The 23,578-nt window shown below is 66.6% G+C and carries 26 protein-coding genes, 1 tRNA gene and 1 pseudogene; 15 read left to right on the forward strand and 13 right to left on the reverse strand.

The genetic code is table 11. The annotated features are described in order from the left end of the window. Positions 1 to 5 precede the first annotated feature (5 nt). From MPARV_RS0100670 to MPARV_RS20560, 3 genes are read right to left on the reverse strand one after another with little or no spacing between them, the layout of a single operon-like run. On the reverse strand, positions 6 to 1,154 hold the full coding sequence (locus MPARV_RS0100670) for an acyl-CoA dehydrogenase family protein (protein ID WP_031276900.1): 1,149 nt from the start codon (positions 1,152 to 1,154) through the stop codon (positions 6 to 8). Continuing rightward, complete coding sequence (locus MPARV_RS0100675) at positions 1,154 to 1,555, reverse strand: hypothetical protein (protein ID WP_012226866.1); 402 nt, start codon at positions 1,553 to 1,555, stop codon at positions 1,154 to 1,156. Before MPARV_RS0100675 ends, MPARV_RS0100670 begins: the two co-directional genes overlap by 1 nt. A gap of 6 nt (positions 1,556 to 1,561) precedes the next feature. Further along, a complete protein-coding gene (locus MPARV_RS20560) occupies positions 1,562 to 2,611 on the reverse strand; it encodes an alpha/beta hydrolase (RefSeq protein WP_012226867.1) in 1,050 nt (349 codons plus the stop codon). A gap of 151 nt (positions 2,612 to 2,762) precedes the next feature. Here MPARV_RS20560 and MPARV_RS0100685 point away from each other — a divergent pair, with 151 nt between their 5' ends. Further along, positions 2,763 to 4,397 carry an acyl-CoA dehydrogenase family protein gene (locus MPARV_RS0100685; RefSeq protein WP_020376869.1) on the forward strand — a complete coding sequence of 545 codons (1,635 nt, stop codon included), beginning with the start codon at positions 2,763 to 2,765 and terminating at the stop codon, positions 4,395 to 4,397. A gap of 46 nt (positions 4,398 to 4,443) precedes the next feature. Here the strand turns inward: MPARV_RS0100685 and MPARV_RS0100690 are convergent, their stop codons facing one another. Continuing rightward, entirely contained in the window at positions 4,444 to 5,298 is an 855-nt protein-coding gene (locus tag MPARV_RS0100690) for an SDR family NAD(P)-dependent oxidoreductase (protein WP_012226871.1), read from the reverse strand. Next, entirely contained in the window at positions 5,298 to 6,812 is a 1,515-nt protein-coding gene (locus MPARV_RS0100695) for a flavin-containing monooxygenase (protein ID WP_020376870.1), read from the reverse strand. Before MPARV_RS0100695 ends, MPARV_RS0100690 begins: the two co-directional genes overlap by 1 nt. Before the next feature lie 152 nt (positions 6,813 to 6,964). Here MPARV_RS0100695 and MPARV_RS25115 point away from each other — a divergent pair, with 152 nt between their 5' ends. From MPARV_RS25115 to MPARV_RS0100735, 8 genes and pseudogenes are all read left to right on the forward strand, one after another. Beyond that, the gene (locus MPARV_RS25115; RefSeq protein WP_020376871.1) at positions 6,965 to 7,108 is read left to right on the forward strand and encodes a hypothetical protein; all 144 of its coding nucleotides are present in this window, start codon (positions 6,965 to 6,967) and stop codon (positions 7,106 to 7,108) included. 50 nt (positions 7,109 to 7,158) lie between these two features. Continuing rightward, complete coding sequence (locus MPARV_RS20565) at positions 7,159 to 7,413, forward strand: AraC family transcriptional regulator (RefSeq protein ID WP_040055379.1); 255 nt, start codon at positions 7,159 to 7,161, stop codon at positions 7,411 to 7,413. A gap of 25 nt (positions 7,414 to 7,438) precedes the next feature. Further along, positions 7,439 to 7,828: pseudogene (locus MPARV_RS25915) on the forward strand (VOC family protein). Between the two features lie 48 nt (positions 7,829 to 7,876). Then, entirely contained in the window at positions 7,877 to 8,344 is a 468-nt protein-coding gene (locus tag MPARV_RS0100715; protein WP_020376873.1) for a YdeI/OmpD-associated family protein, read from the forward strand. 30 nt (positions 8,345 to 8,374) lie between these two features. Then, the gene (locus tag MPARV_RS0100720; RefSeq protein WP_157789402.1) at positions 8,375 to 8,770 is read left to right on the forward strand and encodes a hypothetical protein; all 396 of its coding nucleotides are present in this window, start codon (positions 8,375 to 8,377) and stop codon (positions 8,768 to 8,770) included. Between the two features lies 1 nt (position 8,771). Further along, positions 8,772 to 9,221 (forward strand): helix-turn-helix domain-containing protein, encoded by a 450-nt coding sequence (locus MPARV_RS0100725; protein ID WP_012226881.1) that lies wholly within the window; start codon positions 8,772 to 8,774, stop codon positions 9,219 to 9,221. Positions 9,222 to 9,480: 259 nt separating this feature from the next. Beyond that, positions 9,481 to 9,711: a hypothetical protein gene (locus MPARV_RS0100730; protein ID WP_020376875.1), complete on the forward strand. Its 231-nt coding sequence runs from the start codon at positions 9,481 to 9,483 to the stop codon at positions 9,709 to 9,711. Next, positions 9,708 to 10,112, forward strand: a complete 405-nt coding sequence (locus tag MPARV_RS0100735) for a type II toxin-antitoxin system VapC family toxin (RefSeq protein ID WP_020376876.1) — start codon at positions 9,708 to 9,710, stop codon at positions 10,110 to 10,112. Before MPARV_RS0100730 ends, MPARV_RS0100735 begins: the two co-directional genes overlap by 4 nt. A 195-nt stretch (positions 10,113 to 10,307) precedes the next feature. Here the strand turns inward: MPARV_RS0100735 and MPARV_RS0100740 are convergent, their stop codons facing one another. From MPARV_RS0100740 to MPARV_RS0100750, 3 genes are all read right to left on the reverse strand, one after another. Continuing rightward, a complete protein-coding gene (locus MPARV_RS0100740) occupies positions 10,308 to 10,667 on the reverse strand; it encodes a hypothetical protein (RefSeq protein WP_012226889.1) in 360 nt (119 codons plus the stop codon). A gap of 52 nt (positions 10,668 to 10,719) precedes the next feature. Continuing rightward, positions 10,720 to 11,943, reverse strand: coding sequence for an IS110 family RNA-guided transposase (locus MPARV_RS0100745; protein ID WP_020376877.1), 1,224 nt, complete (start codon positions 11,941 to 11,943; stop codon positions 10,720 to 10,722). A 154-nt stretch (positions 11,944 to 12,097) separates the two neighbouring features. Continuing rightward, on the reverse strand, positions 12,098 to 13,504 hold the full coding sequence (locus tag MPARV_RS0100750; protein WP_020376878.1) for a Fic family protein: 1,407 nt from the start codon (positions 13,502 to 13,504) through the stop codon (positions 12,098 to 12,100). Between the two features lie 91 nt (positions 13,505 to 13,595). Between MPARV_RS0100750 and MPARV_RS0100755 the strand changes: the two genes are divergently transcribed. From MPARV_RS0100755 to MPARV_RS0100770, 4 genes are all read left to right on the forward strand, one after another. Then, positions 13,596 to 13,793: a hypothetical protein gene (locus MPARV_RS0100755; RefSeq protein ID WP_012226893.1), complete on the forward strand. Its 198-nt coding sequence runs from the start codon at positions 13,596 to 13,598 to the stop codon at positions 13,791 to 13,793. Positions 13,794 to 13,901: 108 nt separating this feature from the next. Then, positions 13,902 to 14,315, forward strand: a complete 414-nt coding sequence (locus MPARV_RS20575; protein WP_012226895.1) for a hypothetical protein — start codon at positions 13,902 to 13,904, stop codon at positions 14,313 to 14,315. Beyond that, positions 14,312 to 14,827 carry a hypothetical protein gene (locus MPARV_RS0100765; protein ID WP_020376880.1) on the forward strand — a complete coding sequence of 172 codons (516 nt, stop codon included), beginning with the start codon at positions 14,312 to 14,314 and terminating at the stop codon, positions 14,825 to 14,827. The genes MPARV_RS20575 and MPARV_RS0100765 overlap by 4 nt, the downstream gene beginning before the upstream one ends. 106 nt (positions 14,828 to 14,933) lie before the next feature. After that, a complete protein-coding gene (locus tag MPARV_RS0100770) occupies positions 14,934 to 15,158 on the forward strand; it encodes a hypothetical protein (RefSeq protein WP_020376881.1) in 225 nt (74 codons plus the stop codon). A gap of 195 nt (positions 15,159 to 15,353) precedes the next feature. Here the strand turns inward: MPARV_RS0100770 and MPARV_RS0100775 are convergent. Together MPARV_RS0100775 and MPARV_RS0100780 are read right to left on the reverse strand one after the other, a co-directional pair. Beyond that, positions 15,354 to 15,427, reverse strand: a tRNA-Val gene (locus MPARV_RS0100775). Positions 15,428 to 15,496: 69 nt separating this feature from the next. Next, positions 15,497 to 16,144, reverse strand: coding sequence for a J domain-containing protein (locus MPARV_RS0100780; RefSeq protein WP_031276915.1), 648 nt, complete (start codon positions 16,142 to 16,144; stop codon positions 15,497 to 15,499). A 230-nt stretch (positions 16,145 to 16,374) separates the two neighbouring features. On the opposite strand from MPARV_RS0100780, the gene MPARV_RS0100785 reads away from it, so the two are divergent. Then, positions 16,375 to 17,763 (forward strand): MFS transporter, encoded by a 1,389-nt coding sequence (locus tag MPARV_RS0100785; RefSeq protein WP_020376882.1) that lies wholly within the window; start codon positions 16,375 to 16,377, stop codon positions 17,761 to 17,763. Here the strand turns inward: MPARV_RS0100785 and MPARV_RS0100790 are convergent. After that, complete coding sequence (locus MPARV_RS0100790; RefSeq protein ID WP_020376883.1) at positions 17,741 to 19,060, reverse strand: UDP-N-acetylmuramoyl-tripeptide--D-alanyl-D-alanine ligase; 1,320 nt, start codon at positions 19,058 to 19,060, stop codon at positions 17,741 to 17,743. The genes MPARV_RS0100785 and MPARV_RS0100790 overlap by 23 nt on opposite strands. Before the next feature lie 142 nt (positions 19,061 to 19,202). Between MPARV_RS0100790 and MPARV_RS0100795 the strand changes: the two genes are divergently transcribed. After that, entirely contained in the window at positions 19,203 to 20,387 is a 1,185-nt protein-coding gene (locus MPARV_RS0100795) for a D-alanine--D-alanine ligase family protein (RefSeq protein ID WP_012231037.1), read from the forward strand. A gap of 43 nt (positions 20,388 to 20,430) precedes the next feature. Here MPARV_RS0100795 and MPARV_RS21920 read toward each other — a convergent pair whose 3' ends face one another. Together MPARV_RS21920 and rpsA are read right to left on the reverse strand one after the other, a co-directional pair. Then, positions 20,431 to 21,780, reverse strand: a complete 1,350-nt coding sequence (locus tag MPARV_RS21920) for a CpaE/TadZ family protein (protein WP_020376884.1) — start codon at positions 21,778 to 21,780, stop codon at positions 20,431 to 20,433. A gap of 261 nt (positions 21,781 to 22,041) precedes the next feature. Continuing rightward, positions 22,042 to 23,556 carry a 30S ribosomal protein S1 gene (gene rpsA / locus MPARV_RS0100805; protein WP_012231034.1) on the reverse strand — a complete coding sequence of 505 codons (1,515 nt, stop codon included), beginning with the start codon at positions 23,554 to 23,556 and terminating at the stop codon, positions 22,042 to 22,044. Positions 23,557 to 23,578 lie beyond the last annotated feature (22 nt).

Here is a 23,578-nt window from a genome sequence, read left to right on the forward strand (position 1 = left end):
TTGCGTTACCTGGGGGCGTAGCCGTCCATGCGGGCCAGCTGGCGCAACATGACCTCGTCGGCCCCACCACCGATCGACCACAGCCGTGCGTCCCGGAAGAACCTGGCGGTCCAGGTCTCCTCCATGAAGCCGATGCCGCCGTGAAACTGGAGGCACCAGTCGGCCACCCGCCGCAGCGAGCGGGCCGAGGTCAGCTTGGCGATCGTCGCCAGCCGGGTGACGTCCTCACCGGCGATCATCGCGGCCGCGGCCCGGTAGTTGAGCGACCGCACCATCTCCATCTCGGCGGTCAGCTCGGCGAGCGTGAACTGCGGGTACTGGTTGGCGGACAACGGGGCGCCGAACGCCTGGCGCTGGTGCAAATAGTCGCGGGTGCGCTCCAGCGCGTGCTCCATCGCCCCAACCGCCTGGTAGGACGCAACGAGCCGCTCGTTCTGGAACTGCTGCATCTGCTGGGGGAAGCCACGGCCGATCTCGCCGATCGTGTTGGCGACCGGCACCCTCACCTCGTCGAAGACCAGCTCGGCGGTGTCCGAGCCGCGCATGCCCAGCTTGTCCAGCTTGCGCGCTACCGAGAACCCGGCAACGTCGGTGGGGATGACGATCTGGCTGACCCCGCGCGAGCCGCCCTCGTCGGAGGTTCGCACCAACGCACACAGCCAGTCGGCCTGGGTGCCGTTGGTGATGTACAGCTTGGCGCCGGAGATGATCCAGTCGTCGCCGTCGCGCACCGCACGGGTGGTCAGCGCGGCCACGTCGGAGCCTGCGTCGGGTTCGGTGACTGCAATCGCCGCCACCGCTTCACCGGTGATGGCAGGCACCAGGTACTGCTGTTTCAGCTCGGCGGAGCCGAACGCCGCCAGCGCAGGGGTGGCCATGTCGGTCTGCACGCCGATGGCCATCGGAATGCCCATCGACTCGGACCGGCCCAGCTCCTCGAACAGGATCAGGGTGTAGAGGTGGTCGGCGCCGCCGCCGCCCACCACCTCGTCGTATTCCAGACCGAGCAGCCCGAGGGCACCCATCTTGGTGAACAGTTCCCGGGCCGGGAAGGTCCCCGCTGTCTCCCACTCGTCGACATGGGGGTTGATGTCGGTCTCGACAAACCCGCGGACCGTCGAGCGGAACAGTTCGTGCTCGTCGGTGAACGTGATCATGGCTTGAACACCATGAAGTAGAGGCCGATCACCAACATCAGGTGAATGACGCCGGTACCGGCCGCCAGCTTGGACTTGGCCGAATCACCGACCTCGGTCAGCGCCGGGCGAACCAGAAACACGCTGACACCCAGCGCCACCAGCCACGCACCGAGGCCCCCTGAGATCCAGACGTCGGACATTTGAATCGCCTCGTCGGACATGCCCACCAAACCCATGCCGAAGACCCACAGGAGCACCATGGCCGGAATGACCATGTAGAGGTGCAGTTTGGCGATCTGAGCGGTTGCGCCGGCCCGCTGCAGGGACGGATACAGAAACAGCGGCCCGAAGGCCACCACTGCGCACAGGATGTGCAGGACGTTGAGGATGTTGTAACCAGTTGAGCCGATTCCCATGGCAGATCATGGTAGTTGGGCCCGATCCCCTGAATCGCCATCCGAGCCCAGCAGGTGAGCCGCCAGCCGGTCCAGCGCCGGCCGCTGCTCCTTCAGCACCGGCACCGTCTGAAAAACGTGCGCCATGTGTTGCCACACCTCCAGGCGCACCGGCACACCAACCGCGGCCATGCGCCCGGCCAATATCTCCCCCTCAACCCCGAGCAGTTCCGCGGACCCCACCTGGACCAGCGTGCTTGGCAGACCACTCAGATCGGCCCAGAGCGGCGACGCGCCGGGTGCCGCCACGTCATCGCCGGCATAGGAGCGGGCAGCCGCTCGAATCTGGTCGGCCCGCATGACCACATCCGTGGCGGCTCGGCTCTCGATGGCCTCGGCGTGTGGCCCGGTCAGGTCGACCCATGGCGAGATCAGGGCCAAGCGCGCCGGCATGGCCACCCCGGCGTCGCGTCGATCCAGCAACAACGCCGTCGCCAGGCCACCTCCGGCGCTGTCGCCCGCCACGACCAGCGAACGCTCCCCAACGTCGACGACGAGATGGTCGTACACCGAGCGGGCATCGTCGAGTGCTGCGGGATATCGGTGCTCCGGGGCCAGCCGATAGTCCGGGACGAATGCCCGGTGGCCTAGACGTCGGGCCAACGCACCCACCAACGATCGGTGAGTGTGGGGTCCGCCCGCGATGTATCCCCCGCCGTGCAGGTACAGCAACGTGTTGGTGCCACTCATCTTCTTGGGCAGTACCCATTCGCCGGGTACACCGGCCACGGTGCCACGTCGGGTGACCACACCGTGAGGCGGCGGCTGAAGTCGGGCCAGCCGGTCGATGACCGCGCGGATCTCCAGTGGGTCGGTGGCAAGGCGGGGTGAGGCAAGGCGCCGCGCCGCCGCGTTGACGGCACGAAGCCGTCGGGGCGACGACCATGCGGGCACCTCGGTGGCTCGAAAGCTCGCGCCCAACGAGTCAGCCGGGCCGGTGGACGTCTCCAACGGTCGAAGGACAACGGGGTCGGTTTCGCGACCGGCGATTTCGTGTTGGTCTGAGATCTCGTTCATGGCTCTCCCCGGTCAACGTCGGCTCACAGCTTTCCTTTCGGCCCGCCGCCGAACCAATGAAGGTGGCCATATGGCCCTCGGCAGGCGAGCCGGCCAGTCGTGCAACCATGTTCGCGCTCCGCTCGGGTGGCTGGCCGGCTAACTTGATCTCATGGTCACCCACACGGTCACCAACCAGGCCACGCCGCTTGTCGGCTACAACGTGTTCGGCGCCGATCCGGCTCTGGTCGAGGCGTTGAACCGCGAGGGCGCTGCGTGGGCAACCGACGCGCTGGAACGTCTTGGTGCGCTGGCGGGTGGGGCCGAGGCCCAGGAGTGGGGCCGCGCCGCAAACGCCAACCCTCCCCAGTTGCTCACCCACGACCGATACGGCCACCGCATTGACGAGGTGCGCTTTCACCCCGCCTACCACGCGCTGATGAAGGTGGCCATCGGTGAGGGGCTGGGTGCCGTCCCCTGGGGCCAAACCACGCCGGGCGCCCACGTGGCACGCTGCGCCAAGGTGATGGTTTGGTATCAAACCGATGGCGGCCACATCTGCCCGACCTCGATGACCTATTCCGTCGTGCCTGCGCTGCGGCACGCCCCAGACCTGTTCGACGAGTGGCGGCCCGGCCTCACCTCGGGCACCTACGACGCCCGGTTCGTCCCCGCTGACCAGAAGTCGGGCCTGACCTGCGGCATGGCCATGACCGAGAAGCAGGGCGGCAGCGATGTGCGGGCCAACACCACGACCGCACGCCACCTGGCCGGTGACGAGTACCTCATCACCGGCCACAAGTGGTTCTGCTCGGCGCCGATGAGCGATGCATTTCTCACCCTGGCTCAGACCGACGCCGGACTCACCTGCTTCCTGCTGCCCAGATGGCGCCCGGACGGCACGCGCAATGCCATCGCCATTCAACGGTTGAAGGACAAGCTCGGCGACCGTTCCAATGCATCGAGCGAGATGGAGTTCGACGGGGCCTGGGTTCGGCGGGTGGGCGATGAGGGCCGTGGGGTGTCCACCATCATCGAGATGGTCAACCACACCCGGCTGGACTGTGTGCTGGGCGCCACGTCGATCATGCGCCAAGGCACTGCCCAGGCCATCTGGCACGCCCGGCATCGAGCCACGTTCGGCACCACCCTGGTCGATCACCCGCTGATGAGTTGCGTCCTGGCCGACCTGGCCCTCGAGTCCGAGGCCGCCACCACCTCGGCCATGTGGCTGGCCGGCCTGTTCGACGCTGCGGCACGCGGCGATGACCACGCCCGTTTGATCGCCCGCTTGGCCACGCCGGTCTTGAAGTACTGGATCTGCAAACGCGCTCCGGTGCATGCCGCAGAGGCGCTGGAGTGCTTCGGCGGAAATGGATTCGTTGAGGAGTCGCCCATGCCCCGCCTCTTCCGCCAGAGCCCGCTCAACGGAGTGTGGGAGGGCTCAGGCAATGTGATCTGCCTGGACGTGCTGAGGAGCATGGAGCGATCGCCCGAATCCACAGCGGCGCTGCTGGCCGAACTCCGACCGGCGGCCGAAGTGTCCCCGACGCTTCAGATTGCGCTCACCCAACTCCAGGCGCTGCTGGACCGGCCCGCAGAGTTGCAGCGTCGCGCCCGCCTCGTGGTCGAGCGGCTGGCGCTGGCGTTGCAGGCATCATTGTTGATCCGCCATGCGCCACCGGAGGTGGCCGATGCGTTCGTGGAGAGCCGACTGGGAACAGAAGGAGGTCGTGCCTTCGGCACGCTGGCGCCCGCCGCAGACTGCGCTGCCATCGTTCAGCGTGCCCTCATCCACACCGACTGAGCGAGCACCCTCGCAACGCGCCTTGGCTGGGCACCAACGCGGTCGGCTACGGGGCGTCAGGCGCACGCTCTCGGCGTTGGAGGCGGGCCCCGCCTGCCAGCACCCGTTGGTACAGGCCCGCAGGTAGACGCGAGACGGCGTCAAAAACCACGGCGTCGGGGCCGATCAAAGCCCTTCGACGGTTGCGCTCCACCGCCTTCAAAATCTGGCGCGCCGCCTTCTCAGGAGGGGTTCGTAGGAACTTGTCGAACTCGACCATCGCCTCTTCGGTCGACCCCGCGACGTCAGCGACGCTGTCGTCCACGCGGGCGTCCCTGGCGATGTTGGTGGCGATGCCGCCCGGATGGATCGTCGTGGCGGAGACGCCGCACGGGTCGATTTCCAACTCGATACGGAGCGCGTCGGTGAAGCCTCGTACTGCGAATTTCGCGGCGTTGTAAGCCGACTGCGACGGAATCGACACCAACCCGAACACGCTGGAGACGTTGACGACGTGACCCTCTCCCGCCGCCTTCAGATGCGGGAGGAACGCCTTGGTGCCGTGGACCACACCCCAGAAGTTGATGTTCATCAACCACTCGAAGTCCTCATAGGAGATCGATTCGACCGTGGCGGCCACGGCAACCCCGGCATTGTTGAAGATCAGGTTGACTGCGCCGTGCTCGTCGACCACCAAATCGGCCCAGGCCTCGACCGCCGCGCGATCGGCCACATCGACGATCTGCGAGGTCACCTTGACCCCACGACCCTCGCAACGGGCCACCGTCTCGGCCAGGCCCACCTCGTTCACGTCGGAGAGCGCCAGGTGGGCGCCCCGACGGCTCAGCTCTTCGGCCAGGGCACGACCGATGCCCGATCCGGCCCCGGTGATGGCGGCGATGCGTCCGTTCAGGTTCTTCATCAGGCAACAACTTTGCCAGGCAGGTGGGCCTTGGCGCCGGCCACCCCAATTGGGGGTGCCGGTGGCCGGTTGGAGAACTCCATCGCTTCGTCGGCCAGCCCGTGCATACGCATGGCCCGGTAGTCGCGCAGGTAGCTCTGGTGCACCTGCCACGGGAAGCGGCTGCCCTGCTGGGGAAACCGGTCGGATGCCCGGGTGATGTAGCCCGAGGTGAGGCCCAGCAGCGGCGCCGCCGTGATCGAGGCATCCCGGTTGCGCGGCGTCGCCTGGCGCAGCCCGGTGTCGCGCAGGTGGTTGAGGATGCGGGTGACGTACTGGCACGTCAGCTCGGCCTTCAGCGTCCACGAGGCGTTGGTGTACCCGATGGCCAGGGCCAGGTTGGGCACGTCCTCGAGCATCATGCCCTTGTAGGTCAGCTTGCTGGGCAGGTCGAGGGGTTCGCCGTCGACGCTCAGCTCCATCCCGCCGGCGAAGAGCAGCTCCAGGCCGGTGGCGGTCACGACGATGTCGGCTTCCAGCTCGTCGCCGGACTTCAGCCGGATTCCGGTCTCGGTGAACGTCTCCACGTGGTCGGTCACCACCGAGGCCGAGCCGTCGCTGATCGCAGCAAACAGGTCGCCGTCTGGCACGACGCACAGCCGCTGGTCCCACGGGTCGTACGGCGGGTTGAAGTGCGTGTCGAGGTCGTAACCGTCGGGCAGCCGGCGGGCGGCCTCGCGGCGCAGCGCCTTCTTCACGACGGCCGGGCGCCATCGGGACAGCTTGTAGGAGCCGAGCGTGCCCAGGGCGAACGCCCAGCGGACCACCGGGCCCGACACCCTGGCGGGCAGCCAGCGCCGTGCCCGGTCGGCCAGCGGGTTGATCGCCGGCAGTGAGGCGACGTAGCTGGGCGTGCGCTGCAACATGGTGACGTGCTCGGCGTCGCGTGCGAGCGACGGGATCAGGGTGATCGCGGTGGCACCGCTGCCGATCACCACGACCCGCTTACCGGCGACGTCCAGGTCGTCGGGCCAGTGCTGGGGGTGCACCACCGTGCCGCCAAAGCTGTCCATGCCTGGAAAGTCCGGGGTGTAGCCGTGGTCGTAGCGGTAGTAGCCGGTGCAGGAGAACAGAAAGTCACACGTGAGGGTGGTCGGCCCGTCGCTGCCCGATCGCTCGACCTGCACGGTCCAACGCGCATCCTCGGTCGACCAGTTGGCCGCGACGATGCGGTGGCCGTAGCGAATCTTTCCGTCGATGCCCTCCTCTGCCGCGGTCTCCCGGACGTAGTTGAGGATCGAATCGCCGTCGGCGATCGCCTTGGCGCCGGCCCATGGGCGGAAGGAGTAGCCCAACGTAAACATGTCCGAGTCCGAGCGCAGGCCCGGGTAGCGGAACAGGTCCCACGTGCCCCCCAGCGCCTCGCGGCCCTCCAGAATGGCGTAGTCCGCCCACGGGCACTCGGTGTTCAGGTAGTGCCCGGCGGCGATACCCGACAGGCCGGCCCCGACGACGATGACGTTGAGATGCTCCACGTTCGAAATGCTACACCTTGAGGAATATCGTTATTTCATCACTTGTCGGTCAGATGTGAACCATGGACTCCGCCAAGCGGCGGGGGGGCATACTTGGACCACGGCACCGAGCCCGTGGGCACGGCAAGCCGCCCGACGATGAAGGAGCCTCCATGTCCCGTGAAACCGGTGAGCGGTATGCCTGCGAGAAGTGCGGCGCCCAACTCGTCTACGAGAAGCCCTGCCCGTGCCCGCCGGAGAAGGTGCACTCCGAGATCTGCTGTGGTGAGCAGATGGAGCGCGTCAAGGACGGGTAGCCCGTTCGGCTGACCGGTGGAAGCCGTCATTGCGCACAATGTTCTGGGTGATGAGCCATCGGGAGGCCTCCAACCGATTGCTGTTGCGGGCCCGTGATCACATGGCCCGCAGCTTCCATGATCCGCTGGATGTGCCTGCTCTCGCCAGGATCGCCTGCTGCTCGCAGGCGCATTTCAGCCGCTCGTTCACCGAGATCGTGGGCGAATCACCGACCCGATACCGCCAACGGGGCGATGTCGAAGCGGTGCCGAACTGCTTTGTGAAGGCGTGGGTGCGGCCGAGCAGTTTCGGAGAAGCGTCGTGAAACGTCGATCCGTATCGTGACCAACATGTACAACACCGTCAACCGATCACCGATCTTCGTTCTCGACCAGGACGAGGCCCGTCACTTCTACGTGGATGTCCTTGGGTTCATGCGGTGGCTCACCGTTCGCGTCCCGGGCGACGACAGTCGCGAGATCCTCCTGGAGCAACCCGGTCCGCCAGCGATGGACGAGGCGACCGCTCTGCAGGTACGCGAGCTGGTGACCAAGAGCGATGGGCGGATGGCTGTGTTTGACCACCGACGACGCACAGGGTGTGTTCGAGACGCTCGAAGCCCGCGGGTCGACGTCACGGGCGAACCGTCGCCAAAGCCGTACGGCATTGACTTCGGAATCCGGGATCCGTTCGGTCACGCCATTCGGATCGGTCAGATGCTCAAAGGAGTGATTCGATGAAGCTCGCCGGCACGCCAGCGCCGCCTTCATCCGAGTGGAGACGCCTCCATGAGCACTGACCCGACCAGCGTGGCGTTTGACGCCCTCATCACCGGATCACCGACAAAGACCGGCATCCCCGTCCCCAACGGGGTTCTTGATCAACTCGATGCCGGACAGCGGCCGGCGGTCGTCGTGACACTCGACGGGTACACCTACCAAACCTCGGTCGGGGTGATGGGCGGGCAGCACCTCGTCCCCGTCAGCGCCGCGATCCGCAAAGCGACCGGCGTCGCTGCTGGAAGCCACGTCCAGGTCACCCTGACGCTGGCAGCGGGACCCCGCACGGCTGATGTTCCGAGCGATCTGGCCGAAGCCCTTGAACGGGAGCCCACCGCCAAGGCGTTCTTCGCCAACCTGTCCAACAGTCTCCAGCGAATGCACGTCGATCACATCAATGCGGCGAAGGCACCCGAGACGCGACAGCGTCGCATCGACAAGTGTGTGGCCCTGTTTCTTGAGCGCAAGCCCCGTTGAGCGCTCGCCCGGTCTAACAGGGTGGACCGGGTGGGCGGGGTGGGCGGGGTGGACCGGGCGACCAAGCCTCCCTTCACGATCATGGGGTCGCTTGATGGCATTGAGGCCGGCCTGCGTCAGATGCGGCGGACGCGCCCGTTGGAGACGACGGTCGTGGACCTGGGCGGCGGCCTCACCGTGGGGGCGCGCAGCGACGCTGCCGCTGCCATCCTGGCGGCGATCGATGAGTACTACGACGACCGATCCGATGCCTCTGGTTCGGTATTGACCTCCCTCGCGCTCGCGTTGGCGGATCCCGCTCCACGCGACACCACGGTCATCGCAGAACTCGTCCGCTACAAGAACCTCGACGAGCGTTGGCACGACTGGAACGGGGTCGTGCGCGTCTGCCGCGACCTTGCCATCGAGATCAGCGGAGCAACCTGAGGTGTTGCAATTTCGAAACGTCGAAGCAGAGCCAACCGATCAGGTCACAACGTGGCCCTTCGAGGCACTGGTGACGGCTATCGACCGTGGCCTGGTCCCAGATTGGCAGCCAATTTTTGCGGAGATCCGTCGTGCGCCTTGGGGGCAGGTCGCTCGCAGCATTGAGCGTTACCTGGAGGTCAGCGACCGCGACGGTTCAACGGTGCTCTTTCAACTTGCGATCGATCGAGCCCGGGAGGTCGCCGAAGCCGCCGAGAAGGGCGAGGTTGCAGAGCGGGTTCGCGATGCCATTGCCCGTTCCGGGCTCACCAGCGCCCAGTTCGCCAACGAGGTGGGCACAAGCGCTTCCCGGCTCAGCACCTACGCAACAGGTTCGGTGACGCCATCTGCTTCCATGCTCATCCGGATCGAGCGCGCCGGAGAAGAAGAGGAACCCTGCGCAGCCGAGTAACGGGTTCGCTTGATTCGCACCACGTGGACGGCGCCGCTGGACACTGCCAATGTCGAGCCCGTTCGGCCAGGTTTACCCAGAGAGCAAGTGGCGCCAGTCCTGTCCCGGGGCCATCTCTTGGAAGCCCGTCGGGCTCATCACCCGAAGGTCGCAGGTCCAAATCCGGCCCCCGCCACTAACGTTCTCGACTGTCGGCGTGAGATCGATCAGTACGTGAGCTTGGCGTTGACATACGTAGAGGTACGGCTACACTATGCGTATGCCGAATCGGACCGTGTATTTGCCTGAGGAGCTGGATGAACTCAGTCGTCACTTTGAGCTCAACCTGTCTCAGCTGACCCAGCAGGCAATCGAGCGGGTCGCAGCCGAACGCGAGGACGAAGCCCTTGCGGTGCGGGTGAAGGCGGCCAGTGATCGGATCAGGCGACTTGAGATCGACTGGCCTCCCCAATCCCTCCAAGAGGAGCGGGCGCAGGCCAGCGAACGATGACCATCGTCGTCGACGCGAACGTGGTGATCGCCGTGCTCAATCCCAATCATCTCTTTCATGAAGCGGCGCTTGAGAGGTGCTTGCGCGATGGCCAGCCACTGATCCAGGGAATCACACGAGCGGAGGCTCTGATCCACCCCACGCGGTCGGGGCAGCTCGACGACGCCGATGCTGAGCTACGCCGTCTCGGGTTCACCACCGAGCCACTCGACCATGCCGTAGCCGATCGGGCACGCCAACTCCGCGCCGACCACGGCAACAAGAACTTCCCTATGGTCGATGCGGTCGTGGTGGCTTTCGGTGCAGAACGCAACCTGCCCGTGGTCACCTGTGATGCAAAGTGGCCTGCCATCGACGATGTCGAAGTCGAAGTACTGTCGGCTGATTCAGCGGTCGGGTAGCAGTGGCTCGACCGGGCGACTCTGGAGGCTCGTCGGGCTCATCACCCGAAGGTCACGGGTTCAAATCCTGCCCCTTCCCCCAAGGAAATCGGCAAGGCGCGGAATCCTCGTGGGTTCCGGGCCTTTGTGTGGGTTGTGGTCCGGCGCGACAACGGTCGATGCTGGACCATGTCACGGGATCGGCCCGCCGCTGCACTACTTGTCGATGCCGAGCCAGCGGCGGTAGGCGTCGGCGAGGCGGGCGATCCGCGGCTGACCGGCATCGAATTCGACGTCGAGGAGCGAAACGCTCCAGGTGTGGTCGTCGCGGTGGGCCGTCGCGGTGAGGCCGCGGCGTTCGTCGCCGTCGAAGTCGATCTCGGTCACGGTGACGTCGGCACCGGCGATCGAAGCCCTTACGGGGAACTGGACGTGTTCCCCGATCACCTGGTGGAACGACCAGTAGGCCTCGTCGCCATAGGCATCGACCGTGATCTGCTCGATCAGCTCGTGGCGGTCCAGTTCGTCAAGGTCGTCCAGCCAGCCGGCGTGGCCGACCTTGTCGTCATGATTCATCGGCGAAGGCTCCGGATGGTGGCGTTGGCGGGGGGGTGTTCCTGTCTTGTTGTCAAGCGGCTTGGGGGAGGTTTTCGGGTTGGGGTTGCCGGTAGGGCTCGCGGTTCTTGAGCATGGCGAGGATGAGGTCGCAGCGTCGTCTGGCGACGCAGATGACGGCGGCGTTGTGCTTCTTGCCTTCGGCTCGTTTGCGTTGGTAGTAGGCGCGGGCGTCGGGGTCGTGTTGGGTCGCGACGAACGCGGCGAGGAACAGGGCGTTCTTGAGCCGGTGGTTCCCTCGGCGTTGCCTGGTGGCGGTGTCGAGCGTCCGTCCGGATTGCCGGTTCACTGGGGCGAGCGCGGCGTACGAGGCGAGGTGCCCTCCGGTCGCGAACCGGTGGGGGTCACCGATCTCGGCGAGGGTCCTCGCTCCGGTTCTGGGCCCGAACCCGCACAGGGTCACCAGAACCTTCCCGAGAGGGTGCGCAAGGAACGCCTCCTCGATGTCACCCTTGAGGGCATCACGCCGGGCAGCGATCTTGGTGAGGTCACCCGCGAGATCGGCGATCACCTCACCCCAGGTGTCCTCGGCTGGCAGCGTCAACGTTTGCGCATCCAATGCCTCCCAGATTTGGTCGGTGAGTTTGTCGGCCAAACGCGGCGACCGTTTCGAGACCAGCGTCCGAACCCGGGTTTTCCCGGCTGCCCGGAGGGCGGTCGGTGTAGCCCAACGACCCATCAGATCCTGCACACCTCCGTGGCCGAGTTTGGGGCCGACAACCCGCTCCAACGCTGGAGAAATCGACACGAGAGCGTCACGGCATCGGTTGATGGTTCGGGTGGCGTCACCAGCCAGATCGACGTCTCGGCCGTTCAACACCCGCAAACGAACCAACAGCTCGTCGTCGATATCGAGCCACGCGAGCCGGTCGACATGACGGCGCGCGTAGTCAGCGAGGATGAACGCATCACGAGGGTCGGTCTTCGCGGAACCCGCGTACAAGTCAGCCGCGCGTCGCATCTGCAGACCGGTCACATACGCCACCGGGACCTGCCGTGCTGCGGCGGTCGCCAACAACAAGTGCGCCGACGACGCTGTCATATCGATCACCAAAACCGTTCGACCCGCAGCGCTGGCGGTGTCGATCGCGGCTTCGATATCAGCCTGGTCGTTGCGGACCGTCCTCGCGTACAGCTCGTTCCCGTCAGGCCCGATCGCGTGGGCGTAGTGGTCTTCTTTGGCCATGTCGACCCCGACGAAAACGTCGACATCGGTGGCGGTTGGTTGGTCTCCCATCGATCGCTGCTCCCCTTGGATTGTCGGTTCTGGAAACCGCTCGACTCATGGGTGAGGTCGCCGTCAACCACCTTACGAATCAGCCCCTCAAGGCATGTTCCTGTCAGAGGTCAACCCAACCCGAACACGGCGGGTGGCAACACCCCCCAGGCCATCAAAGTGACAGGGGGCAGGAGCCCTGCCCGCCATGTCGAGCGGTCAGCCCCAAGTCTTGCTCAGGACCTACCAACAAGGTAAGGGGGCTGTCGTCGGGTCTTGAGGATGCCGAAGCCGAAGCCGAAGCCGAAGATGGAATGGGCGGATGGCTTCTCGTCTGGCCGGTGGGCTCAGCGCTTCCCGGGTGCTGCGGCACTCGACGGATGGGTGGGCCACTCGTGGTGTCGCCGGTTTGGCTCGCGAGCACCCGCTCGAGACCGGTGAACAAATCGAGCACTTCAGTTGCCTCGAAGACGCGGTAGCGATGTCGGCCAACGTTGCGCTGTTGCAATATGCCTGCTCTGGCGAGCGCGTTGACTGCGTCGGTCGTGCGCGCTTTGGATCGGCCGATCAGCTTGCTGGCTGAACCCACGGTGACGATCGGTGCGCCCGGTAGGACGCGCAGCAACAAGTCGGCGCTCGAGTTGGCGCGGACGCGGCCGAGCTTTGAACGCCAGGTCGCGGTGAGCTCACCGATGTCATCGCTGTATGTTCCGGCGTCTTGGCATGCCCGGCTCGTGGCGGTGGCGAACATGCGCAGCCATTCGACAGCGGTAGCGGATCGCTGAGTGCTCTCGGGTTCGCTGAGGTGGCGGTACGTCATCAGTCCGTTGACGTAGTCGTCGGACCAAGTAGCCAACACGAGGCTGATCGGTGGCACGAAGGTTGGGGCGAGGCCCCGGCGTCGTAGCACGACGTGGATCAACGCCCGGCCGGTACGACCGTTCCCGTCGACGAAGGGGTGGAGCGTCTCGAACTGGGCGTGGGCGATGGCGGCCTGGACGAGGGGGGAGTGCTCGTCGCCGTTGACGTAGCCGAGCAGGTCGGCCAACAGATCCGGGAGGTACTCGTGGGGCGGTGGGACGAACGCCGCGCTGCACGGGTTGAACGAGTTCCCTCCGATCCAGTTCTGCTCCTCCCGAACGACCCCGCCGAGCTCGGGCGACGGTGAGTTGTCCATCAGGGTGCGGTGCACGGAGAGCAGGTCGTCGAGCTCGAACGGGTCGGCGCTCGTGGCGAGCTCGACTGCAGATTCCATTGCGGCGATGTTGCCGATCACCTCGGCCGCGACTCGATCATTCGCTTCGCCTCCGAGCACGATCGCAGCCTCGGCTCGGGCGAGGCGACGAGCCGCAGCCTCAAGGCCTTCGATCTTTGACGATCCGACCGACTCGGCGCGCAGCAAGAAGCGGGCCAGGCCCTCGAGGCTCACATGCGTCGTGCCCGCGTCGTTGAGCGCGCGAACCGCAGCTTCGGCGTCGGCGACGTCGGCGGCGACGTCGGCGGGGATCGACAGGTCCCAGTCGGCAAGTGGGTCGGCGAGGTACGCGTCGTAGTCACAACCGCGTCGATCTCGCCGACTCATCCCCTGGAAGTTCGCGTCCCAGCGCTTCCGCAAGTGTGAAGCCATGACACCTCTAAGTATCGGTTACTTGATAACTGTAACTTAGATCCGATTGGGCTCAACACGCCAGGGGTCAGCCGCTCCGAGCAGCACCGAACCTGGCCGACTCACCCGCATCGGTGGCGCAGCAGCGCTGCTCGCCGCCGGAACCTTCTTCTACGGCATCGTCATGTTCGCAACGACGTTCGTCGACTACACCGACCCCGACGCCACTCCGTCCGAGTCCGTCGACTTCCTCATCGGACATTAGGGATCGCTGCTCGCCTGGTACATCGGCATCTTCATCTTCATCTTCATCGGCGCAGCACTCGTCCCGCTCGGACTCGCCCTGCGCAACCGACTGGCTCACGGCGCGCCGGTGCTCGCGAACTCCTCGATGGTCTTCGCCGGAATCTGGGCGGCGCTCATGTACGCCTCCGGGATGATCTCCAACGTCGGGATCGAAGCTGTGGCGGACCTCGCCGCCTCAGAACCAGACCGGGCCGTCGCCGTCTGGTCGACCCTCGACATCGTCACCAACGGCCTGGGCGGCGGCAACGAACTCGTCGGCGGCATCTGGATCCTCCTCGTATCGATCGCCGGTCTGATCACCACGAGACTGCCGCGTTGGCTGAACGTCGTCTGCCTCATCACTGCGGTCGTCGGGCTGGTCACGGTCGTCCCGGATTTCGAAGCGGTCGAGATGGTCTTCAGCCTCGGATCGATCATCTGGTTCCTCGGTGTCGGCATCACCCTCTTGCGAGATCGCACCCCCGTCAGGACCACACGATGAGCGCCCCGGTCAACCAGGCACCCAGCCGTCCGGCGGACACGCCCCTGGTCAGCAACGCTGCTGCCGGCGCCTGCGGGACCCTGCTGGCCTTCGCCGGATTGCTGGTTGCACTCGCAGCCGGTGCGCCGCCGCCGTGGCCTCTGTGCTCTCCGCCTTCGTGGCCTACCGAACGCGCGACCAGTGACCAACCGCACCCCAGCCGTTCGAGAGAAGATCGCCATGGAGTCACTCGTCGCCAACACCTGGTACGCACCGCAGCCGACGGCGACAGGGACAACCTCCCGTCCGGCGCCGGTCTGACCACGCTGCCGGCCATCGACGCCCACAGCTACATCTCGGTCTGGCACGGCGACGCATCGCCAACGGTCGAACCCGACTGGTTCGACGACGAGGAGTCGAGCGCGATTGTCGGCACCGACCAGATCTGGGCGCGCAGGCCCCAGCCGAAGGCCGCAGCGTTCGCAAAACCTCGAACGGAGCCTGGCAGACGCTGTGGATTGGCGCTGCCATAGGGGATCGTCGGGCTCATAACCCGAAGGTCGCACGTTTGAAAACCGGTCCCCGCTACCATCGGAAGAGCCCGGAATCCCGACGAATCTCGAGCTTTCGGGATCTCTGGTGGAATCCGACTCCGGCCAGTTTGAACCAAAACAACCAGGCGTAATCGACATGTCATTGGGTCTGGCCGCTACCGGAGTCTGGGCGTCGGGGCTGGTGGTAGACGGCGACTACAACGACCACCTCATCGATGGTTCGAAAACGGATGGCATATGGGAAGCCGGACGTGATGACTCGCCGCTCAACCAGTTCTTTGTCGGGATCCTCGGTCGTCGGCATGCCTGAATCCGGCCATTCGGCCACCCTGTCCAGCGCGGCTTGGCCCTCCTGGTTCGGTCCAGTTCCTGGTGTCCGCCGCCGGGCACGGTGATGATCTGCCCACTGATCCAGGCCGCAGCCGGGGAACACAGGAAGAGCGCTGCGTTGGCGACTCGCCCGTCCAGCACTCCGACCTCGCCTGGCGAAATCCACAACGTGTAGTGGGCCCAAGAGGACTCGAACCTCTGACCTCTGCCGTGTGAAGGCAGCGCTCTAACCAGCTGAGCTATGGGCCCCGAAGCGGCAAACCATACCCGGGCTCGGGTCACCACGCCAAGGTCGGAACCACCGTGGCCACAGGGCGATTACGACTCGACGCAGTACTCGACAGCCAGCCTGACCAGCCCCGACCCGTCGGGGCACCGATGGGCACTGTCGGCGAGGCCGACGATGCGCCCTTCGTTGGGCTTGGCGCAATCGACCAGCGTGTTCCCCAGCACGCAGCCGGGGGTGGCCGACGACGGGTCCTTGACGCCACCGCCGGCAAACGCACTGAACACGACGATCCCCAGGAGAAGCACCGCCACCATCGCCGGAACCAGGCGCGAGAACAACAGTCCGTGCACGCCGTCGCCGGCCACGTCCACCATGTCGTCGCCGTGATCGTCCGGCACCTCGACCACCGTGCGGCGCGGACGTTCGGCACGACCGGTGGCCGATCGGCTTGGTCGCTTCGGCGTCTCAGCCCCGAAGCGACCATGGTCGTAGGCTCGCCGACGAGCGGGCTCACCCAACACCCGGAAGGCCTCGTTGACCTCACGCATCCGCCGCTCGGCCACCCGTCGTTCGGCGTGGGACAGGCCTCCGGCCGCCGCGGGCGACTGCTGCCTGTCGGGATGGAGGCGCCACGCCAGCTCCCGATACGCAACGCGAATGGTGTCGCCGCCCGCTTGACGATCGACCCCAAGGACCCGGTACCAATCGCGCTCCCCCACGCTGTGATTGGTCGCCATTGCCCCAGGATACGCCGAGGGAAGAGGTCGGTTTGGTTCGGTCTTTTGCTGCGGGCGTGATGCCGCACAGCGAGAACGCCGTTGCCTTCACAAACTGGCAGTTGTGACAGATGACCGAATTGGATCGGGGCTCCCCCGGTCACGGCTGGACGGAGGTGCCGTATCATCTGTATGACACCGTAAGGTTCTGAGATGTGCTTCTTGGGTTGAGCGGTGCTCCGTTGACGCCCATGAACCCTCCTTCTCCCATCACCGCCACTCCGACCGCCCGTCACGAGCTGAGCGGAGACGACCTGCCCACCGAGGTGAAGGACCCGACGGCGCTTGCCGAGCCGACACTACGCCTGCGACGCCGACGTCGAAGCTCCGGTGACCGCAGTGGGCGGCGCCACGGGACCGTCGGCGCGGCGCTGAGCCACCAGGCGTTCCGGCGCGTTGCCGCCGGGGCCTTCGCATCCAACATCGGCACCTGGATGCAGAACGTCACGCTGATTGCGCTGGCCAACCAGCTGACGCACTCCGGCGCCTTCGTCGGGTTGGTGTCCTTCGCCCAGCTGGGGCCGATGCTGCTCGCCTCCCCGGTCGGCGGGGTGCTGGCCGATCGCTTCGACCGCCGCCACATCATCATGGCCGGGTCCGCCGTGCAGGGCAGCCTGTCGGTGGTGCTGGCCATCGTCGCCTGGAACGGCAACCCGCCGCCCTGGGCGCTGGTGCTGATCGTGCTGGGCATCGGCATGGCCAACGCCCTGATCGCCCCGTCCAACGGCGCACTCCTCCCCCACCTGGTGGACCGCCGGGACCTGTCCGGTGCGGTCGCGGTCAACTCGGCTGCGATGAACGGATCGCGGGTGCTCGGCCCGCTGCTGGCCGCCCTTGTCTCCTCGCTGGGCACCGGCTGGATCTTCATGATCAACGCCGGCACTTACGTGTTCGTCATCGCCGCAGTCGGGGCCGCCAAGGTGGCGTTTGCGCCTCCGACCGATGGGGCGGTCGGGCCGTGGGCCCGCTTCCGCCAGGGGCTGGACACCGCCCGAGAGGATCCGGTGCTCCGGCGGGTGCTGGGCATCGTCAGCCTGTTCTCGCTGTGCTCGCTGGTGTTCATCTACCAGCTGCCCGGCCTGGCCGAGAACCAGCTGGGCATCACCGGCAGCGCCTTCTACCGGCTGTTTGCCGCCTTCGGGTTGGGAGCGGCCGGCGGCGCCATCCTGCTGGGCACTGTGCTGGGCGGACGGCCGCTGCACCGGGTGCCGCTCTTCGCCCTGCCCGCCTTCGCGGTCACGCTCGCAGCGTTTGCATTCACCCACGACCCGGTGGCCGCCCACTTCATTATCTTTGCGCTCGGCTTCTTCTACTTCACCCTGGTGACGGCGCTGTCGACCACGCTTCAGGAGGAGGTCGACGACGAGCACCGCGGCCGGGTGATGGGCCTGTGGATGATCGCCTGGGCCGGGCTGGTGCCGGTGGGCAGCCTGCTGGCCGGCCCGGTGATCGACAAGGTGGGTGGCACGCCGGTGCTGCTGTTTGGGGCGGTGGTCGCCCTCGCACTCACGAAGGTGGGCAACCTCGACCGCAACCAGCTTCCCGAGCGCCGACCGCTTACCCGCCCACTACCCAACTGACGAGCTGCTCGAGTCCCGCCACCCGGCTGCCCTTGACCAGCGCCGCCTCCCCTTCCCCGAGCGAGCTCAACACCGCCGCCGCATCGGCCGGTGGGACCTCGGCGATCCCGTAGGCGTCGGTGCCGACGGCAACCACCTCGATGCCGAGGCTGCGGGCCTGGGACACCATCTCGTGATGCAGCGCCTCGGCGTCCGCTCCCAGCTCGGCCATCTCGCCGAGCACCGCCACCCGGCGGCGGGCGGGCAGCGCCCCCAGCGCGGTCAGCGCTGCGCTCATCGACGTGGGGTTGGCGTTGTAGGCGTCGTTGATCAGCGTGGCCCCACCGGGGGTGGTGACCACCTCCATGCGCCACGGGCTGATCGTCGCTGCGCCCAGCGCCTCGGCAACCGACTCGACCGAGATGCCGGCGTCGAGGGCGACCGCAGCCGCCGCCAACGCGTTGGTGACGTGATGCTCGCCGGCGATCGCCAGGTGCACCGAGGCCGACCCCCACGGGCTGGTCAAGAGGAAGGAGGCCCGCAGGTCGTCGCCCAGGGCGATGTCGCCGGCCCGCACGTCGCCTGCCGCGCGCCCGAAGGTGAGCACCGGCGCCGCGCTGCGAGCGGCCATGGCGGCGACGAACGGATCGTCGGCGTTGAGAACCGCCGTGCCGTCGGCCGGCAGCGCCTCGATCAGCTCGCCCTTGGCCACTGCAACACCGGCCAGGTCGCCAAAGAGTTCCAGGTGCGCACCGGCGACCACGGTGACCACGCCCACCCGCGGGTGGGCCAGCTCGCACAGCGCAGCGATGTGGCCCGGGCCCCTGGCGCCCATCTCGACGACCAGCGCCTCGACGTCGTCCGGCGCATTGCACAGGGTGAGCGGCACGCCGATCTCGTTGTTGAAGGACCGTTCGCTCGCCGAGGTGACCAGCTTGGTGGCCAGCACCCCCGCCATCAGGTCCTTCACGGTGGTCTTTCCGACCGAGCCGGTGACACCGATGACGCTCCCTGACATGCGGGCCCGGGCGAAACCTGCCAGATCGTTCAGCGCCGCCCCGGTGTGGGCCACGAGCAGCAGGCGGGCAGCGAGGTCGAGCCCCAGGTTGTCGGCGCTGCGCTCCGACAGCGCCGCCGTCGCCCCGGCGGCCAGCGCTGCGCCGATGAAGTCATGACCGTCGCGCTCGGCGACCAGCGGAACGAACAGGTCCCCGGGCCGGGCCAGGCGGGAATCGGTGATGACCCGCTCGATGGTCGCATCGGAGCCGACGAGGGTGGCGCGGAGCGGCTCGGTGAGCGCAGCGAGGGGTACCTGCATGCGGCAAGTCTCCCACGACCGACCCACCCAGCCTCACTCCGGCCCGTGAGGGGAACGCGTAAAGTCGTGCATCGGTGAGCGGTGCGCAGGCAGCATCGCAAACCTCCCCTCGACCGATTGACCGACCAGCGCGGAGCGTGACATGGCCGAACCAGTGGCACTTGAGAGTTCGGCCTCCGCCGGCGAGCCGAACCCGGTGGGCGGTGCCAACCGGCAGACGCCCCGCACCGGTCGCGTCGACCTCCCAGAACGGGTGCGCCTGGTGGTGCTCTTCGGCGGCCAGTCCGCCGAGCACGACGTGTCGCGGGTGACCGCCCGCAACGTGCTGGCTGCCCTCGACCCCGATCGTTACGACGTTCATCTGATCGGCATCGCCCGCAACGGGCGCTGGCTGCAGCTGCAGGGCCTCCCGGCACTCGACGGCGCCGAGGCCACGGCCCTGACCGTCTCGGGCAACCACGTCGACCCGATCGGCCACCTGCGCCACACCAGCACCCGTCGTCATGATGACGATCTGAACGGCGACGACCTGGCGACGGTGGTGCTGCCGCTGCTGCACGGGCCCAACGGCGAGGACGGCACCCTGCAGGGGCTGCTCGAGATGAGCGGCCTCCCCTACGTCGGCAGCGGCGTGTTGGGGTCGGCCGTGTCGATGGACAAGGCGGTGGCCAAGGAGCTGTGCGGTCATGCCGGTATCCCTCAGGCCGGCTGGGTGGCGCTGCACGAGCGTGAGGTCGACGTCGAGGCGCTCGCCTCGGCGATCGAGCGGCTGGGCCTGCCGATCTTTGTCAAGCCGGCCAACTTGGGCAGCTCGGTGGGTATCTCCAAGGTGGCGACCGCCGACGAGCTGGCTTCGGCGGTCGCCACCGCACTCGACCACGACGAGTACATCGTGCTCGAGGAGGCCGTGACCGGCCGGGAGATCGAGCTTGGCGTGCTCGGCAACGAGGCCCCCCGGGTCTCGCTGCCCGGCGAGATCGTCACCGGCGCCGAGTTCTACGACTACGAGGACAAGTACGTGACCGGCTCGGCCGAGCTGGTCATTCCGGCGGAGCTGCCCCCCGAGGCGATCGAGGAGGCCCAGCGCTTGGCGCTCGTCGCCTACCGGGCGTTGCGCGGCGCCGACCTGGGCCGGGTGGACTTCTTCTACGAGTCGCCCGGTCGGGGCCTGTTGCTCAACGAGATGAACACGATGCCGGGTTTCACTCCGGCATCGATGTATCCACGGTTGTGGCAGGCCAGCGGCCTGCCCTATACCGAGCTGATCGACGAGCTGGTGCGCCTGGCGCTGGAGCGCCACGCACACCGCGGGTCCCGCCGACGGTAGCCAGGCTCGCTCCCCATCGTGATTGCGTTTTTGGTCGGGCCGCTCAGCGGCGCCGAGTACGCGGCTGCGGCGCAACCAGATCGGCCAGCGCGTTGATGGCCTTTGCGACGCCCGAACGTGGAGCGTGTAACACCACCGGCACCCCCTTGTTGACGGCCTGCGGCACGCAGATGTCCGATGGGATCAGTGAGTCGGCCGTGAGCTGCAGGGTGCGTTCCACCTCGCCAACGTCCAGCTTCACCTTGGCGTTGGCACGGTTGAGCACCAACCGGACCCGCTCCATCGGGGTGCCGAGGAGACGCAGCGTCTGCAGCCCGGTCTTGACGTTTTTGATGTTGGGAATGTCCATTCCGGCCAGCAGCAGGATCTCATCGGAGATCTCCACCAGACTCAGCACCACGTCGTTGAAGTAGGCGGGGGTGTCGATCACCACCACCGAGCAGAAGGTTCGGAGCATCTCGACGATCTGCACCATGTCGGACGCCCCAATCCGATCCGCAAACGCAGGCTCCAAAGGGGCGGCAAGCACGCGCAGCCCCGATGGTTCATGGGTCATCAGCAACTGGCCCAGAAAGTTGGGGTCGATCCGATCCAATGCCGCCACCGCGTCCACGATGGTGTGACGAGGCGTCAGCTTCAACATGACCGCAGCGTCACCGAATTGCAGATCAGCGTCGATCAAGCAGACCGGACCGGACGACCGTTGGGTCAACGAAACCGCCAGAGAGGTTGCCAGCATCGACGTGCCGGCTCCGCCCTTCGTGGAGAACACGGTGATGACCTTGCCCAGGCCATCCCCGGGGCGACCGCCTTCCAGGCCGGCGATGAGGTGACCTGCATCGAAACGGGGCTGTCTCGACACCGTCTGAGCTGGTTCTCCAGGTTCGGCGCCACGTCGGGGCGGAGGCGCTGGTTGGATGCTCGACGTGCCGAGAGGAACCTTTTGAGGGTCGAGGACCTCCAACCTGGCGTCGGCATCGAGGGTGAGGGCAACCCGACGCACGGTGTCGGAGAGCTCTGCAGCCTCGTTGCCCAACTCGATGACATCGGGAATGTCATACCGCATCGCCGTCTGTAGCGAGTTGCGGTCACGCTGCTCGGCGATCAGGATCGCCCCCAGCGTGGGATTCGTTTGAATCACCCGCTGGGCAGCGCCCAGATCGTTGTGGTTGTTGCAGGACGGGCCGAGCACCATCACCACCGGCACGTTGCCGGTGACTCGGGCGGCCAGATCGGCCATCGACCCAAAAGGGGTGCCTCCGCTGCGCAGCAACTTGATCAGGTGGTCCCGAGTCGACTGATGGGCCTCCACGATCGCCACCGACACCTTGATGGCGGGTTTGGTTGTTGGTGGATCAGCCACGTCGGTCCATCCCGGTAGTGCCTCGGCCATGAGACATCGCAACCACCCTGACCTTCGTCGTCTGCGAACGTCAGGCCACCGGCCACTCCGATGGCGCCGCTGCCGTCTCCCACCATTCGGCTGCCCGGACCGTCCGTTGAGTCTTTTGGGTCAAAAGGGCCCACCGGCCACAGGCAGCAGACGGCCCGCCCACCGGCATCGGACAGAACGCGGGAGCGGGGAGACCGCATTGGCCTCCCCGCACCCGGATATCTCATTCTCTGCCCAGGGCTTCAGCCCCGTCGGGCCGTGTTAGGCGTCGGGGGAATCGTCCGACGCCTCGCCGGCAGGCTCCGCCTCAACGACCGCTTCCTCCTCAGCCGGAGACTCGGCTTCAGCCGGGGTCTCTGCCTCAGCCGGGGATTCGGCGGATGGCTCGGGCGACCCGGGGGCCTCGCCGTCGCCCTGCTCGGCGTAGTACGCCGCCCAGGCCTCCTCGGCTTCGCTGGGGCCCTCACCCTCGATACCCGAACCGATGTAGTTGCCCTCATCGTCGTAGGCGTGCTCGCCGAAGTGCTCCTGGTACTCGGCGGCCACGATGCCACCCTCGGCGGCCTGCTTGATCGACAGGCTGATCCGGCGACGCTGCAGGTCGAGATCGATGATCTTCACCCACAGCTCCTCGCCAGGGGTGACAACTTGCTCGGGCAGGTCGACGTGATGCTGGGACATCTCGGAGATGTGCACCAGGCCCTCGATGCCCTCGCCCACCTGGACGAACGAACCGAAGGGCACCAGCTTGGTGACCCGGCCGTAGACCAGCTCCCCAACCTGGTGGGCGGAAGCGAACTCCTGCCACGGATCCTGTTGGGTGGCCTTGAGCGAGAGGGAGATGCGCTCGCGGTCGAGATCGACCTCGAGCACCTCGACGTCCACCTCGTCGCCGACGGTCACGACGGAGCTGGGGTGATCGACGTGCTTCCAGGACAGCTCGGAGACGTGAATCAGTCCGTCCATGCCACCCAGGTCGACGAAGGCACCGAAGTTGACCACCGACGACACGACGCCCTTGCGGCGCTCGCCCGGGGCCAGGTTGGCCAGAAACTCGTCGCGCTGCTCCTTCTGGGTCTCCTCCAGGTAGGCACGGCGTGACAGCACCACGTTGTTGCGGTTGCGGTCGAGCTCGATGATCTTGGCTTCGAGTTCGCGGCCCAGGTATGGGGCGAGGTCGCGCACACGACGCAGTTCGACCAGCGATGCCGGCAGGAAGCCACGGAGACCGATGTCGATGATGAGGCCGCCCTTGACCACCTCGATGACCGGGCCGGTGACGATGCCGGTGGACTCTTTGATCTCTTCGATCGTGCCCCATGCGCGCTCGTACTGGGCGCGCTTCTTGGACAGGATCAGGCGACCGTCCTTGTCTTCCTTCTGGACGACGAGGGCCTCGATCTCCTCTCCAGGCGACACAATCTCGGAGGGGTCGACATCGTTGCGAATCGACAGTTCGCGGACGGGAATGACGCCCTCGGACTTGTAGCCGATGTCCAACAACACCTCGTCACGATCGATCCGAACGACCGAGCCGGTGACCATTTGCCCGTCCTCCACGTCCACCATGGAGGAGTTGTACAGGTCATCGAGGGCGTCACCGACGTCATCGAACACGATGTCGTCGTCGCTGCGAACAAACTCTTCGACCGCAGCGACAAATTCTTCGCCGGAGTCGTTGGTTGCGGTGGCCACCACGGCGTCGCCGTCGGTGCTGGACTCCAAAGCCTCGCTGGATGCGGAGGTTTCGGAGGGGGTCGGGGTCGGATCGGACACGAATACTGCCTTGGGGTTGGGA

The sequence above is a fragment of the Candidatus Microthrix parvicella Bio17-1 genome (assembly GCF_000299415.1).
In the GTDB taxonomy this organism is placed as follows: Bacteria; Actinomycetota; Acidimicrobiia; order Acidimicrobiales; family Microtrichaceae; genus Microthrix; species Microthrix parvicella.